A 15,328-nucleotide genomic window follows, 5' to 3' on the forward strand; every position below is an offset into this window, starting at 1 on the left:
TGACAAAGCCCGCCTCGGCGGGCTTTGTTGTTTCCTGGCCCGGCGACGATCGAGATTTTGGCGTGGCAACGGCCATGGTTACAGCCGCTGCTGTTGTTCGCCCAGGCGACGTCGACGGCGACGACCGGAGCCTGCGAGACCCCGATCCCGCGCTGGCAAGCCACGGCCGGGTCGCAACTGCCCGGCCTTGTGCACGGCTACAGCGACGCCAGTGTCTGACGCATTCGCTTGCGCATGGCCGTGTCCGGTAGCTTGCCGTAGCCGGCGTGCATGTTATCGGCCAGATGCTCGGGGTCGCTGGTTGCAGGAATTACGGCGGTGACTGCCTCTTCGGCGAGCACGTACTTGAGTGCGAACTGGCCCCAGGAAAAGCAATCGAATTCCTTGGCATAGTCGGGCAGGTCATGACCCTTGACCTGGCTGAAGAAGCGGCCGTCGTTGTAGGCGCGGTTGACGAGTACCGCGATGCCACGGTCGGCCGCCAGCGGCAGCAGGCGTTTTTCGGCGTCCGGCGTCATGATCGAATAGTTGAACTGTACGAAGTCCAGATCCTTGGTCGACATCTGGTGCTCGAGCTCTTCGAACGCGCTGGTCAGATAGTGCGTGATGCCGATGTACCGGACGTGGCCGTCCGTCTTCATCTGTTTCATCGTCTGCCATTGCGTCTCCAGATCGATGAAGTTATGAATCTGCATGAGATCGATCGGCGAGCCCAGCGCGCGCTCGGATTCGGCCATCTGATCGATCCCGGCCTGGCGGCCGTCGATATGGACCTTGGTCGCCATGAACAGCCGATCGCGCAGCCCGGTCTCGCGCGCGATGTTGCCGATATTGGTCTCGGCGTTGCCGTACGTCGGTGAGGTGTCGACCAGCGTGCCGCCCATGGCGACGAAGTGTTCCATCACCGTTCGCAGATCGGCGAGCGTGTCCTGGCTGCGCGTGGAGAAAGATCCGGAGGAGCCCATGCCGATGACCGGTACCGATTCGCCGCTCGAGGGAATCGCGCGTTGACGCATGGATTGTCTTGCCGCTTCGGGGTCGATCTCGGCGGCGCCGAGCGGCCACGGCAGCGCGGCCAGGCCCAGTCCGGCTGCGCCGTATTGCAGTACCCGGCGGCGACTGGCGTCATGATTCGAACGATCGCTATCTGTACTCATGATCGGTGGCTCTCCGGTTCGTGGGGATGACAAGAGTGGACGGTGTCGATAACGGTTTCGCGGCGCCGGCGCGCACGGCCCAGCGCGATACCCACGCCGGCCCATGCCAGTGCCAGCGGCATGGCGGCGAAGGCAAGCGCCGACAGACCCAGGCCCAGTGCGGCCAGCCCGCTGTACAGCCAGCCGCTGGCCGCGTCGCCGCCGCGATAGACCACGGTATCGATGAAATTCTTGGCCTTGTACTTGTCTTCGGGCGAGACGACGCCAAAGAGCATCTCGCGCGCCGGCTTGGTGATCGCATAGTTGCCGGCCCGGCGCACGACCTGAAACACGACCAGCACACCCAGCGTTGGCATCAGGCCCAGCATGCCGAAGCCGGCCGCCACAGCCAGCGGAATCAGCGCCAGCGCCAGCGGCAGGCCGAACCAGGCCACCAGCCGTGCGGTGGCGAAAAACTGCAGGGCAAGCGTGATGATATTGGTCGCCAGATCCATGCCGGCAAAGATCTGGGTACGGCGCGCGCTGTCCGCGAACGCCTGCTCGACGATGTGTGCCTGCTCGAAATACAGAAACGTCGACAGCGACGAATAGGCGATGATGAATACACAGATGCCCAGAAGATAGGGTGATCTGGCGACATGCAGCGCACCCGCCCAGACGCTTTCGCCCCGGCTGCGTGCCGACGGAGCGGCTCGGCTGGCTCGGGACGAACCCATGACCGCCAGCGCACTGCCGGTCGCAGCGATCAGGAACAGCGCCGACACCGGCAGCAGGTTGACCGGACCCAGACGATCGGCGAGCAGCGCGGTTAGGCCCGGCCCGGCAATCGCGCCCAGGCTGCCTCCGGCGGCAATCAAGCCGAACAGGCGCAGCGCCTGACGCGCATCGAAGACATCGTTCATCACGCTCCAGAACAGCGAGATGACGAACAGATTGAACACGCTGACCCAGACGAAGAATGCCCGCGCGGTCCAGACCGGCGCCCATTCGCTACGCATGAGCACAAAGAAGCCGAACAGATTGACGATGAAAAACCCGTAGCTGACGACCACCAGTCCGCGCCGCGAGTACCGTCGTACCGCCCAGCCAAATAACGGCACCACCGCCAGCATGAGCAGGAACGTTGCCGAGAACACCCACGCTAGCGCGTCGACGCCGCCCTGGATGCCCATCTCGTCGCGTACCGGCCGTAGAACATAGTAGCCAGCGAGCAGACAGAAGAAATACGAGAACGACCACGCGACCGGCCCGAACTCACCCGGTTCGAGCGCCAGAGCGCGCCGGACACGCCCAGGTTCAGCCACGTGGCCCGTCCAACCCGGTAACCTTGATTCTCAAGCACATGCCCACAGCATCCCTGATGTCACCTCATTGGTTAATACAGGATCTTTCATGCATTACGTGAAGGCCAACGGTGCCGAGATCCCCGCGCTCGGGTTCGGTACGTTCGAACTTGAATCGGCAGATGCCCAGGCCATGGTCAAGCATGCACTGGAGGTCGGGTACCGGCATATCGATACCGCGCAGATGTACAAGAACGAGGAAGCCGTGGGTCGCGGCATCGCCGCGTCGGGCTTGGCCCGAGCAGACATCTTTCTGACCACCAAGATCTGGACCGACCGCTTCAGCGACGGCGACCTCCAGGCCTCGGTCGAACAAAGCCTCGAGCGGCTGGGCACCGATTATGTCGATCTGATTCTGCTGCATTGGCCCAACCCGGATATTTCACTCAAGGAAACTCTGGACGCGCTCAACGAAGTGCAGGAACGGGGCCTGGCCCGCAATATCGGCATCAGCAACTTCACCCGAGCGCTCATCGACCAGGCGGTCGAGACGTCGGGCAACCCGCTGGTGACCAACCAGGTCGAATACCACCCGTATCTGAACCAGGCGCCGGTGATCGATGCCCTGTCGACCCATGGCATGGCGCTGACCGCCTATTGTCCGCTGGCGCGCGGCGAGGTCTTCAAGGATCCAACGCTTGAGCGTATCGGCAAGGCGCACGGCAAGAATCCCGGCCAGGTGGCGCTGCGCTGGCTGATTCAACAGGACAACGTCGTCGCCGTGCCGCGCTCGGCCAATCCGGATCACGTCGCATCGAACTTCGACATATTCGACTTCAATCTCACCGAAGAACAGATGCGCGAAATCGCGGCCCTGCATTCGGACGACGGCCGTATGATCAACCCGTCCTTCGCCCCCGATTGGGACAATGCCGCCTGATCGACAGCGGATGGCCGGCCAGACCACGCCCGACCCGGTTCGCTGCACCCGGCGTCGGGTGCGGTCTTTCTGTATCGACCGACGGCAAATTTCTCTGTCGGAAAGCCGGCGTGCCTGATCCTATTTATAGGATTAGATATATTTCGTATGCAATTGATATGAATAACTATTAATGGTTGGCGCCGATACGGCTTCGCGCCATTGCGACGGCGGCCATATCGGTGGTGCTGTTCTGTGCTACTGCTTCGGCGAAGAGCTGTGTCAGCGTGGTTTCTATCGCGGCGATACGTCTTGCCACGCGAGCGGCGTCGTAGCCGTTCGGGTCGAGTTCGTCGCTTACGTTGATCAGACCGCCCGCATTGATGACGAAGTCCGGCGCATAGACGATGCCCCGCTCGTTCAATCGTATGCCGTCCCGTTCCGTGGCGAGCTGGTTGTTTGCCGCGCCGGCCACCACGCGACAGCGCAATGCGGCGATGGTGCGCTGATCGAGAATCGCGCCAATGCCACAGGGTGAAATCACGTCCACCGCCTGGGTCAGGATCACATCGTTATCGACGACGCGCGCGCCAGCCTGTTCTGCGCGTGCGGCCGCATCGGCTCGAATATCCGACGCCAGAACCTCGGCACCACCCGCTAGGAGCCGTTCGATCACAGCCAGTCCAACGTGGCCACACCCCTGCACGGCCACCTTGAGTCCTCTCACGTCGTCGCCCATTCGTGCGGCCTGCAAGGCCGCGCGCATTCCTACGATCACGCCGTCCGCAGTATGCGGCGACGGGTCACCGGAGCCGCCATCGGCCAGCGAACGGCCCACCGCGTGAGGCGTGACCTCGTTGAGCCAGGCGATATCGGACTCGGTCATACCCATATCTTCGGTGGCCACATAGCGCCCGCCCAGACTATCCACGGCCCGGCCCAGCGCATGCATGCCCGCCCGCCGATCCGAGGGAAATGGACCGAGTACGACCGCCTTGGCTCCGCCGCAATTCAGACCGGCACAGGCCGCCTTGTAGCTCATCGCTTCGGACAGCCGCAGCACATCCGTCAAAGCAGCTGCTTCGTCGTCATAGTCACGAATGCGAACGCCACCGACGCCCGGGCCGAGCGCGTTCGAATGGACGGCGATAATGGCGCGCAAACCGGTCGCGCGATCGTAAAAATGACTAACCTGCGGGTGGCCCTGTTCGGCCATACGTGAAATCACCGTCACGGCATCGTGCTCCAATGTTGGGGACCGGCTTCGAGTGTGGCCGTTGGTCCGGGGGGTGTCGATGGCGAGACCGTTCCTGCGACAATGGGAGCCGGCGTAGTTGCGTCGGCGAGGACGGCCGGCAATACTGAGAAGATCAAAAAAAACAACGATGCGGGCCAGCCGGCGCCAGTACGCATCGTCAGGACGCGTTCGACGGTCGGGCCATTGGTCTCAGGACGCGCGCTGGGGGAACCATACGCCGCGTCGGGGCGTTTCATCGGGACAAGACTTATGCGGATAAGGGTGCTGTTTGCAGCCGTCGCCATCGCCGTCGCGGGCCATGCGTTCGCCCAGACACAGCCCGACGCCACGGCCGGTGTGGAGGTCGAGCTCAACAAGCTCGAAGCGGTCAATGGCGCCTGCCGGGCCTACCTGGTCACCCAGAACCTGACCGACGATCGGTTCGATGCTTTCCAGCTGGACGTCGTGATGTTCGACAACGACGGTATCGTTGCGCGCCGACTGGCGGTCCAGATCGGGCCGATGGCGCCTCAGAAGACCAGCCTCAAGGTCTTTGACATACCGAATCTCGCCTGCGGCGATATCGGCCAGCTGTTGCTCAACGACGTGCTCGAATGCCGGGACAGCAACGGGTCACGCGACGACTGTCTCTCGTTGGTCTCGGTATCCCAGCGCGGCAACACGCCGTTCATCAAATAAATCGGCATGATCATTCGCGATCCCACGATTGACGGCCGTTCGAGCCGCCGACCGACGCCACCCCGGAGCAATCCCTCGTGAACGCCTTCATCGACCAACTTGCAGGAATCGGCGATGCGCTGAGCAACATCGTGTTTCTCGGCGGCCCGGTGGTGCTGCTGCTGATCGTCATGTCGATCGTCGCGGCAGCGATCGTGATCGCCAAGGCAGTCCAGTTCCGACGAGTGCGGATCAATGACCGACGCACCGCGCGCAGCGCCCTGTCGATCTACCGTACCGGCAACGCCGGCGCTGCCATGACCATGGCACGCCGGTCGCCCAACCCGGCATCGCGTGTTCTTGCACGCGCGATCCAGCTCCGCGCACGCCACGACATACCCGAACCGGTGATGCGAGAAGAAATCTTGCAGTATGGCGGCGATATGCTCGAATCGCTGCGCAGCCATCTGCGTCCATTGGAGGTCATCGCCTCGCTCGCACCTCTGCTCGGCCTGTTCGGCACCGTCTTGGGCATGATCGAGGCGTTTCGGGATCTGGAAGCGGCCGGCAGCCAGGTCAACCCGGCACTGCTGTCCGGCGGCATCTGGCAGGCATTGCTGACCACCGCGATAGGTCTGGCCGTGGCCATGCCTACGATCGTGGCACTGAACTGGCTGGAACGCGCGATCGATCGCGCCGCCCACGAGATGGACAGCGTGGTCACTCGCGTATTCACGGCCGATCTTTCGCGCCAACCCGGTCAGACGCTGTCGGACGAAGACGATGAGCACGGCCACAGCACCCCGTTCATTTAGCCACGGCCCGGTCCGCCGGCGCCCCTTGGTCAGCCTTACGCCGCTGATCGATGTGGTGTTCATCCTGCTGCTGTTCTTCATGCTCGCCTCGAACTTCAGCGATGAGCACGCGATCGTGCTGGACGCGCCCACACAGGGCCAGGCGCGGCCGTCCATTCAGGGCGCTCTGCTGGTCGATGTTCGTCTCGACGGCGTGCGCTTCGCCGGCCAGTATGTCGGCCTTGAAGAACTGTCTCAGCGCGTCAAGATCGCACTCGCCGACGATGCCGGACAGCGCGTGCTCGTGCGCCCGGCGGCACGTGTGAGTCTGCAGGACACAGTCCGCATACTCGATGCGCTATCGGCCGCAGGCGTGGTCAATCTGTCGCTGATGGACAGCCAGGCGCGCAGCTGAGCCATGCGCTTCTCTCGCCGACATCGGGCCCGCGCAACCGGAGACGAGTCCGTTCTGCCGCTGACCAACGTGGTGTTCCTTCTGCTGATCTTCTTCATGCTCGCCGGGCGAATCACCGGGCCGCAGCCGTTCGAGATCAATCCGCCTCGCTCGGCCAGCGACGCCGCCGCCGACGCCGGCAGCATCGAGGTGCAGATCGCAGCTGGCGGTGCTCTGGCACTGGACGGCCGTCCGATCACGCTCGACGCGCTGGCCGAGGCCGTACGCCGCGAAATCGACACGCGCCCGGATGCACCGCTACGCCTCAAAGCCGACGGCACAGGCGAAGCCACACGCGTCGTGGCGGTGATGCAGGCGCTGCGCAAGGCCGGCGCGGATAAACTGCGCCTGATCACCGTCGCCGCTGCCAACCCATGAACATCACGCGCGGCCAATGGCTGCTGGCCTTCGGGGTCGCGGCCGTCGTCCATTTGGCCTTGCTTGCCCTGTTCCTCGTCGGCGACCGCCCGCCCGAATCATCGGCGGATGCGCCGTCCGGCGTGATGGTCTCACTGGATACGCTCGAGCCCGGTCTGCCCGCAGACAGCGCAATCGATAGCGCCCCCGTTGAAGCCGCCACGCCGGCTGAGATCGTACCCAGCGCGCCTACGCCCACCCCCAGCGAAAGCCCGATGAGTGCGGCCGAGTTACCAACACAGGTGCCCGAAGCGGCCACCGATATCGGCCCCGAGCCATCGGCCCAGCCGCCCACCGATGTGGCCGACCGTTCCGCAACCGAGGCCGAGCCCCGCGACAGCCCACCGGCAACCGGCGCCACGGCAACCCCGCGCGTCGCCGCCGCGGTCACGATTCGCCCGCAGGAGATCAGTGAAACGATCCGGCCGGCCGAACAGGTCACCGCGCGTACCGCCGACCCGAACGAATTCGGCGCCCCTGAGACCGCAAGCCAGGCACAGAACGGCGCTTACGGCGATAGCGAACAATCGACAGATGACTATATCGTCCAGCTTCGGGCCTGGTTATCGCGCCACAAGCAATATCCGATGGCCGCACGCAACCAGCAGATCGAAGGCACGGTGCGCGTCTATCTGGTGATCGACGCCAACGGCAATATTCTCAACCAGCGCATCGTGGAAAGCTCCGGCTCGCAAATGCTGGATAACGCCGCCCGACAGATGCTCGAACGCTCGGAGCCGTTGCCACGCATGCCGGCAACCATGCGTCGAAACCGGCTCGAACTGGTCGTTCCCGTGGTGTTCTCTCTGCGCTGATCCGCGCGACGGATCACCAGATCACGAGTTCGACACGGCGGTTCTTCGCCTGGCCGACATCGCTGTCGTTACTCGCTCGTGGCACGGTATAGCCGACGCCCCACGGTTTGAGCCGATCACGATCGATGCCGTGGCGGCTGACCAACGCATCGACGACTGCCGCCGCACGACGGCTCGACAGGTCGATGTTGTAGTCGAAGCTGCCGCGACTGTCGGTATGACCGACCACCAGCAGCCGCATTCGGGGCCGGTTGGCCAAAAGCTGGGCGATCTCATCGAGCGTTGGCTTGGACTCGGGCTTGATCTCCGCGCTGTCGGTATTGAAGAAGATGCCGTATAGAGCGACCCGACCTTCGTTGTCCAGATCGCGCGCCATCTGCTCCGCGTTGACTGAAATCGCCGAAATCTCGCGCGGTTTGACCCGAAGCGTATCCAATTGTGCCACCACGCCGCTCGGACTCGGCGCGATCTGCAGGCCGACGTATGTATCACCGGCCTGATCGATCCGCCGGGCCGACAGATAATGCTGTTCGGCCGTGGCGTTGCCAAACAGATCGGCGTGCGCTCGATAGCCAGGCGAGGCTCGCAAGAAAGTCGGACCGCACTCGGCGCCGGCGCAACGATAGAGCACATCGAAGCCGCCGGTGCCCAGCCGCTTGTCGTAGGCATCGACGACCGTCTCCAGACTGACCTGGGGATCGAAACGATACGTATGCCGGATCAGCGACCCCTCGACGGTTCGCGTTGCCGAGATGTTGCCGTTGATGCCACCGCGCTGGGCGATACGGTCGGTAATCAGCGGATAGGTCGTAAAATCCTCGGCCGCGCGATCGATGGGACGCGCACCATCGGGCGGCGCGACGGCCGCCCCACCGGTGGGCGCGCTCGCCGACGAATCCTGTGCATGCACCCCGCTCGCGGCCATGACCGCAAGACACAGCACGAACAGCCAGGCCAACCGACGACGAAGGGTGATCATGACGGAATACTAGCAGCCGCAGGCCGTGGCGAGCCAAGCCGATGCCGCGCCCGGATACCATGTTCCGGGCGCGTCCGCCGGTCAGCGTACCCGTTCGATCACGGTGGCAATGCCTTGGCCCATGCCGATGCACATCGTGGCCAGGCCCAGGGTGGCGTCCTTATCCTGCAACACATGCGCCAGCGCGCCGGTGATGCGCGCACCCGATGTTCCCAGGGGGTGACCCAGCGCGATCGCGCCGCCGCGTACGTTGATATGGTCCTGCCGATCCTCGATGCCGAGTTCCTTGAGTACCGCCAGACTCTGGGCGGCGAAGGCTTCGTTGAGCTCGATATACTCGATCTCGGCGAGCGATACCCCGGCGCGCTCAAGCGCTTTCTGGGTCGCCGGCACCGGGCCACGGCCCATCACCGACGGATCGCAACCGGCCACGGCCATGCCGCGGATTCGGGCCATGGGTTCGAGGCCCAGCCCGCGGGCCTTGTCTGCGGACATGACCAGCAACGCCGCCGCGCCGTCGGAAATCGCCGACGAGTTGCCGGCCGTCACGGTTCCGCCGCGAGGGTTGAACGCCGGTCGCAGCGAGCCCAGCCCTTCCATGCTGGCATCGCCTCGAACCACTTCGTCAGCCGTGCACATCACGGCATGCCCATGGGCATCGAAGCCGCGCACCGGAACGATCTCGTCGGCAAACTCGCCTTCGACGTTGGCACGGTGGGCTCGTTGATGCGACCTCAGTGCGAATTCGTCCTGGCTTTCACGATCGATCTTGTGAATATTGGCCAGCATCTCGGCGGTCAGGCCCATCATCGCAGCCGGTTTGGCCACATGCTTGGATAGCGCCGGGGCGATGTCGACGTTGTAATCCATGGGTACATGACCCATGTGCTCCACGCCACCGCAGATGAAGACCTCGTCGATACCCGCAGCGATCTGACCGACCGCCGTATGAATCGACTGCATGGACGATCCGCACAGGCGATTCACCGTCTGGCCTGCGACCGAATGCGGCAGTCCGGCCAGCAGCGCGGCGTTACGACCGATGTTCAGGCCCTGCTCCTTGGTCTGCTGGACACAACCCCAGATAACGTCCTCGACGATCGCGGGGTCGATCCCGTTGCGATCGATCAACGCATTCATGAGTGCCGCCGAGAGTTCCTCGGCGCGCGTGTCTCGAAACATGCCGCCCTTGGAGCGGCCCATCGCGGTACGAACCGCATCAACGATGACAATGTCTTGCATGACTTAACTCCAGTAATGGGTTCAGATGGCGTCGCCGCGGTATCCGCGCTTACGACATCTGGAAATAGGTTTCGCCGTTGGCCGCCATCTTGCGCATACGCTCGGTCGGCTCATAGAGCTTGCCCAGATGCCCATAGCGATCGGCCTTCTCGCAGACCGCTTTCAGCCCGAGCGAGTCCGCGTACTTGAGCGCGCCACCGCGAAACGGCGGGAAACCCAGCCCCATGATCAGACCCATGTCGACCTCGTTGGGAGTCTCGGCAATCCCTTCCTCGAGCGCGCGGGCCGCTTCGATAATCATGGGAATCATCATGCGATCGACGATCTGCTCGGCGTCGAACTCCTGAGCGCCGTCGCGCTGGACCGTCTTGATGAGCTCGTAGGCCTGCGGATCTTCGGATTTCTTCGGACGGCCCTTCTTGTCCTTTTCATACTTGTAGTAACCCGAGCCCGTCTTCTGGCCCAGGCGATTGTTCTCCACCATCACGTCCAGCGAAGATTTCTCGTCCTGGTCCATCCGATCCGGATAGCCTTCGGCCAGCACTTCCTCGACATGCTGAGAGGTGTCCATACCGACCACATCAGACAGATACGCCGGGCCCATGGGCCAACCGAACTTCTCCATCACCTTGTCGATCTGGGCAAAATCCGCGCCGTCGGCGATGAGCTGCTGAAAGCCGAAGAAATACGGAAACAGGATTCGATTGACCAGAAAGCCGGGACAGTCGTTGACCACGATCGGCGTCTTGCCCAGCTTGTGGGCAAAATCGACGATGGTGGCAACAGCCTCTTCCGAGGAGGCCTTGCCCTTGATCACCTCAACCAGCGGCATCTTGTGTACCGGATTGAAGAAATGCATACCCAGAAAGTTCTCGGGGCGCTGCAGAGCCTCAGCCAGCGAGTCTATGGAGATACTCGAGGTATTTGATGCAAGTATCGACTTTTCTGAGACTTTTTCTTCTGTCTCAGCCAAAACCGATTTCTTGATCTTGGGGTTCTCGACTACGGCCTCGATCACCGCGTCGACACCCTCGAACTCGGCGTAGGACAGGGTCGGCCGGATGCGAGACATCCCCTGGGCCATGGCGGCCGTATCCAGCTTGCCGCGCTCGACGCCTTTGGAGAAGTGCTTGGCCGCCTCTTCCAATCCCTGGTCGATCGCCTCTTCCTTGATGTCCTTCATCAGTGTCGGCACGCCCTTGTAGGCGGCCTGGTAGGCAATGCCGCCTCCCATGATACCCGCGCCCAGAACGGCAGCCTGGTTGATGTCGTGGGCGATCTTGCCGTATTTCTTGCCCTTTTTCTTGATCAGCTGATCATTGAGGAACAGCTGGATGAGCGCTGCGGCCTCGGTGGACTTGGCCAGCTTGATGAAGCCCTCTGTCTCGATGGCGATGGCTTCGTCGCGCGACTTGTCCGCCGCCTGGGCCATGCGATCGATGGCCTCGATGGGTGCAGGGTAATTGCCCTTGGTCGCACCCAGTACGTAGCCCTTCGAGGTCTGAAACACCATGGCCGCTTCGGTACGGTTGAGCTTCAGCGGCGCCTTTTTCTCGGCCTTGCGCGCGGCCCAGTCGAATTCGCCTTCGATCGCACGGTCGAGCAGATCGCGTGCGGCTACCTCGAGTTCGTCGTCGGCGACCACCGCATCCACCATGCCGGCCTTGAACGCCTTGTCCGCCGACCGAGGCTTGCCGTCGGCAATCCATTCGATGGCGTTATCGGCACCGATCAGGCGCGGCGCGCGCACGGTGCCACCGAAACCGGGGTAGATACCCAGCTGGGTTTCCGGGAAACCGATTTTTGCCGACTGCGTCATGACCCGGAAATCGGTGGCCAGACACATTTCCAAGCCTCCGCCGAGGGCCAAGCCGTTGATCGCGGTGACGCTGGGGAAATCGAGATCCTCGATGGTGGAGAACATCGCATTGGCATCGGCCATCCAGGCCTTCATCTGCTCGTCCGACGACTTGAAGCGCTCGCCGAATTCCATGATATCGGCGCCCACGATGAACGCGGGCTTGGCCGATTTCACCAGTAACCCCTTGACGTCGTCGGCGTGCGACAGCGCCTTGGCAGCCTGGTTGAGATCGTCGATGGTGGCCTGGTCGAACTTGTTGACCGAACCTTCCTTGGCATCGAACGTCAGCACGGCGATGCCGTCGGCGACGTCGACCGTCAGTGTGGAACCCTCATACAACATGGATGGTGCTCTCCGATCGGTGAAACGGGCCAACCGCCAAAGCGGTCGCAGGGTAAGTGAAAACGGACGATACGGTAGCGTACAGTCCGGCGCGCGACAATCGCCGTCCTGCACGCCGGCAAACGTTCGCAACAGGCCGTGTGGCGTACATCGTCGGCTTTTGACAGCCCTGACAGGCCATGGTTATCTAGACCCATCGCAAGCCAACGGGTCCCGGACATGGCGAAATCGGACAACCGTATCAGCAGACTGCGCAAGGATATCGATCAGCTGCGCAAAAACTACACCGGCGCGCTCACTTCGGCCAATCGCGTGGTCTACGAAGGCATCGAGCAACTCGCCGAGCACGAGCTGGAAGCGATCCGGACCCACTACGAACAGGCGCTGAACAATCTGAAGACGCTCAGAAAAGGCGGCGCACCGAAGGATCTGGCCGCCCAGCAACTGATGCTGTTACAGGAGACCATCGATCGAATCCTGGCCAATGCACGAGAGAGCCTGGCGATTCTCGACAATACGCGACGGCAGATAAACAGCGAGATTCGAACCAACCTCAAGGGTAGCGACAAACGCAGGCGCAGCGCCGCACAACAGGCCCGCAGAGCTGGATTGACCGCTACCAAGCGCACCGCCGAGCAGGCAAGCGATATCGCCGGCGCGGCAGCTGAGCACGTCGAGCAGGCTGCGGCGAGACCGCGCCAAAGCGCCGAGTCTGCGGCTGCCAGCGCCCGCGACGCAGCTGAAACGGACGCGGCAACGGCCGGCACGCCAAGTCGCAGCGCCAAGAGCAGCACGGCAAAAAAGCGCACATCGACGAAGACCGCGGGCACCGCGCGGGGCAAAACGGCTGACAGCACAAAGCCACGCAAGACGGCTCGGCGATCTGCCCAGTCATCGAACACGGCGGGCAATGCCAAGACCAAGAAAGCCGCAGCGAGCGCCAAAGAAAGCCAGAACTCGCAGAAGCCAGTCAAAAAAGCCGCGACGCGCACGACGCCCAAATCGCGCAGCGAATCGACGAAGAGCACCGCGTCCTCATCGTCCACCACCAAGACGACGGCCAAGCGCAAGACCGGCACCTCCGGCAAGCGCGCGACCGCGTCGGGTTCCGGCAGGAAAACCGGCGCCACTGCTGCTGCCAAACGCAAGCGCACGGGCTCGGGCAAGCGCTCGACCACCGAAACCGCCGGCGGCGGCGGCACGTCCGGCAACCAAACCGACAGCTGAACGCAGCATTTGCTGTATCTTGAGGCCGCCCCGAGAGGCGGCCTTTCAGTTTGATGCACCCGCCGCGCGGGACATCGTTGCCATTCATCGATTGTTTCGATCGCATGCTAGATCTTGCCGATAGCACACAGCTGCTGCGTTTGCTGGCCGAACCCACGCGGCTGCGGCTGCTGCTGTTGCTCATCGACGAGCCGATGACCGTGGCCGAGCTGACCAGCGTCACCCAGCTCACCCAGAGCCGCGTATCCAGCCATCTGGCCCGGCTGCGCGAGGCCGGCATGGTCCAGGACCGGGCCGTCGCCAACGCCAACTTCTACTCGGTCGACGTACGCCGCTGGCAGCACGATCTGCGCCCTCTATGGGGCGCGTTGGTCGATCAGCTCGACGACACACAGGTCCACCGCGATCGGGAACACGCCGCCGAGATCGTACGCCGGCGGGCAAGCCGCAGCAGCTGGGTCGAATCGGTCGCCGGGCGCATGGAGCGCCAGTACTCGCCGGGCCGTACCTGGGAGGCGATGAGCCGTTCGCTGATCGAATTGCTGGACCTGGGCCAGGTGCTCGATATCGCCTCCGGCGACGGTGTGCTGGCCGAACTGCTGTGCCGGCGCGCGGCATCGGTGACGTGTCTGGATCGCAGCGCAGCAGTGATCGAGGCCGCGCGCGCCCGCCTGGCCTGCCAGGGCAATGTCTCCTTCCGGATCGGCGACATGCATGCGTTGCCGTTTGCGGACGCCGGCTTCGATCAGGTGTTTCTGCTACACGCGCTCAGTTATAGTCCCACCCCGCAGATCGCGCTCGCCGAAGCCGCTCGCGTACTCAAGCCCGGCGGACGGCTCACGCTGGCAACCATCGCCCGCCATGAACACGAGGCCACCGTCGCGGCCTACGATCACGTCAACCTGGGCTTCGAGGTCGCACAGCTGCATGAATGGCTCGAGAAGGCGGGCCTGGATGTCCGCGATTGCGATGAACGGGCACGAGAACCGCAGCCGCCCTATTTCCATCTGATCACCGCCAGCGCAGGCAAACCATGATCGAAACGCCAGTGCCCCGTTCCATGCGCCTCGGTGCGTTCGCTACCAACCGATGCATATCCGCCGACCGCGCCGACGCGTGCCCACGAGCGCCGATCCGATGACCGCGACTGGCGATGAGACGACGCAGAGCCGACGCAAGTCGCGTGTGATCGCTGGCCTGATCTGGGTCGCGCTGCTGGTAACCGCGCTGATCTGGATCTACGTGCAGGGTTGGTCGATCCGGGAGATCATGCGCCTGGTCTACGACTACGTGGTCAATAATCCGATCGCGCCGGTGGTCTATATCGTCATCTACGGCCTGCGTTCGTTCACGTTCTTCCCGGCCATGTGGCTGACCATCGCTGCAGGCAGCCTGTTCGGCTTCATCCCCGGGCTGATCTATGCGCTGATCGGCGAGAACCTGTCGGCCAACACCGCCTATGCGCTTGCCCGGTTCTTCCGCCGGGACGGCGAGGCCGACGAAGCCAAGAACCCGCGGATCGCGGCTTTTCGACGACTGCTGGTCGAACAGGCTTTCCCGACCACCGTAGTACTGCGCGCTTCGTTTCTGCCGTTCGATCTGGTCAACTATGCCTGTGGCCTGCTGCGCGTACCGTGGATCCCTTATTTTCTCGCCAGCATCATCGGCATGCTCCCGCCGATGATCACCTTCGTCAGCTTCGGGGCGACGGTCAATCTGCCGGATCTGCTCTCGCAGGAGACCTTCTCTCCCGAGCAGCTCATCGACGCAAAACAGCTGATGATCTCCGCCGGGCTGCTCGTGGTCAGCGGCATCATCGCCTGGTTTGCACACCGCCGCCGCAAGAAGCTGGCCGACACCGCTGCACAGCGCACAAATTGACGCGCCCCCGGGGGCTTTGTAGCCTTTAACCATTCGTTGATA

General features: G+C 63.2%; 15 protein-coding genes. 9 read left to right on the forward strand and 6 right to left on the reverse strand.

The features are described 5' to 3' along the window. Positions 1-197: 197 nt before the first annotated feature. On the reverse strand, positions 198-1,157 hold the full coding sequence (locus tag T31B1_RS10085; protein WP_353249351.1) for an aldo/keto reductase: 960 nt from the start codon (positions 1,155-1,157) through the stop codon (positions 198-200). Next, complete coding sequence (locus T31B1_RS10090; RefSeq protein ID WP_353249352.1) at positions 1,154-2,461, reverse strand: NTP/NDP exchange transporter; 1,308 nt, start codon at positions 2,459-2,461, stop codon at positions 1,154-1,156. Before T31B1_RS10090 ends, T31B1_RS10085 begins: the two co-directional genes overlap by 4 nt. An 88-nt stretch (positions 2,462-2,549) precedes the next feature. Between T31B1_RS10090 and T31B1_RS10095 the strand changes: the two genes are divergently transcribed. Then, a complete protein-coding gene (locus tag T31B1_RS10095; protein WP_353249353.1) occupies positions 2,550-3,380 on the forward strand; it encodes an aldo/keto reductase in 831 nt (276 codons plus the stop codon). A gap of 169 nt (positions 3,381-3,549) precedes the next feature. Here the strand turns inward: T31B1_RS10095 and T31B1_RS10100 are convergent, their stop codons facing one another. Further along, entirely contained in the window at positions 3,550-4,593 is a 1,044-nt protein-coding gene (locus tag T31B1_RS10100; protein ID WP_353249354.1) for a Glu/Leu/Phe/Val dehydrogenase family protein, read from the reverse strand. A gap of 273 nt (positions 4,594-4,866) precedes the next feature. On the opposite strand from T31B1_RS10100, the gene T31B1_RS10105 reads away from it, so the two are divergent. The 5 genes from T31B1_RS10105 (at position 4,867) to T31B1_RS10125 (ending at position 7,754) form a co-directional block, all read left to right on the forward strand. Then, complete coding sequence (locus T31B1_RS10105; RefSeq protein ID WP_353249355.1) at positions 4,867-5,295, forward strand: Tat pathway signal sequence domain protein; 429 nt, start codon at positions 4,867-4,869, stop codon at positions 5,293-5,295. A gap of 77 nt (positions 5,296-5,372) precedes the next feature. Further along, positions 5,373-6,089: a MotA/TolQ/ExbB proton channel family protein gene (locus T31B1_RS10110; protein WP_353249356.1), complete on the forward strand. Its 717-nt coding sequence runs from the start codon at positions 5,373-5,375 to the stop codon at positions 6,087-6,089. Then, the gene (locus T31B1_RS10115) at positions 6,058-6,483 is read left to right on the forward strand and encodes an ExbD/TolR family protein (RefSeq protein ID WP_353249357.1); all 426 of its coding nucleotides are present in this window, start codon (positions 6,058-6,060) and stop codon (positions 6,481-6,483) included. Before T31B1_RS10110 ends, T31B1_RS10115 begins: the two co-directional genes overlap by 32 nt. Positions 6,484-6,486: 3 nt before the next feature. Continuing rightward, positions 6,487-6,900 (forward strand): ExbD/TolR family protein, encoded by a 414-nt coding sequence (locus tag T31B1_RS10120; RefSeq protein ID WP_353249358.1) that lies wholly within the window; start codon positions 6,487-6,489, stop codon positions 6,898-6,900. After that, positions 6,897-7,754: a TonB family protein gene (locus T31B1_RS10125; RefSeq protein ID WP_353249359.1), complete on the forward strand. Its 858-nt coding sequence runs from the start codon at positions 6,897-6,899 to the stop codon at positions 7,752-7,754. The genes T31B1_RS10120 and T31B1_RS10125 overlap by 4 nt, the downstream gene beginning before the upstream one ends. Before the next feature lie 13 nt (positions 7,755-7,767). Here T31B1_RS10125 and T31B1_RS10130 read toward each other — a convergent pair whose 3' ends face one another. From T31B1_RS10130 to fadB, 3 genes are all read right to left on the reverse strand, one after another. Further along, positions 7,768-8,733, reverse strand: a complete 966-nt coding sequence (locus T31B1_RS10130; protein ID WP_353249360.1) for an OmpA family protein — start codon at positions 8,731-8,733, stop codon at positions 7,768-7,770. An 81-nt stretch (positions 8,734-8,814) separates the two neighbouring features. Continuing rightward, complete coding sequence (fadA, locus tag T31B1_RS10135) at positions 8,815-9,975, reverse strand: acetyl-CoA C-acyltransferase FadA (RefSeq protein WP_353249361.1); 1,161 nt, start codon at positions 9,973-9,975, stop codon at positions 8,815-8,817. 49 nt (positions 9,976-10,024) lie between these two features. Beyond that, positions 10,025-12,178, reverse strand: a complete 2,154-nt coding sequence (gene fadB, locus T31B1_RS10140) for a fatty acid oxidation complex subunit alpha FadB (RefSeq protein WP_353249362.1) — start codon at positions 12,176-12,178, stop codon at positions 10,025-10,027. Between the two features lie 219 nt (positions 12,179-12,397). On the opposite strand from fadB, the gene T31B1_RS10145 reads away from it, so the two are divergent. The 3 genes from T31B1_RS10145 (at position 12,398) to T31B1_RS10155 (ending at position 15,286) form a co-directional block, all read left to right on the forward strand. Next, a complete protein-coding gene (locus tag T31B1_RS10145) occupies positions 12,398-13,405 on the forward strand; it encodes a phasin family protein (protein WP_353249363.1) in 1,008 nt (335 codons plus the stop codon). 104 nt (positions 13,406-13,509) lie between these two features. Beyond that, positions 13,510-14,442: an ArsR/SmtB family transcription factor gene (locus tag T31B1_RS10150; RefSeq protein WP_353249364.1), complete on the forward strand. Its 933-nt coding sequence runs from the start codon at positions 13,510-13,512 to the stop codon at positions 14,440-14,442. 100 nt (positions 14,443-14,542) lie between these two features. Then, the gene (locus T31B1_RS10155; protein ID WP_353249365.1) at positions 14,543-15,286 is read left to right on the forward strand and encodes a TVP38/TMEM64 family protein; all 744 of its coding nucleotides are present in this window, start codon (positions 14,543-14,545) and stop codon (positions 15,284-15,286) included. The last annotated feature ends 42 nt before the right edge of the window (positions 15,287-15,328 follow it).

The sequence above is a fragment of the Salinisphaera sp. T31B1 genome (assembly GCF_040361275.1).
Taxonomy (GTDB): Bacteria; Pseudomonadota; Gammaproteobacteria; order Nevskiales; family Salinisphaeraceae; genus Salinisphaera.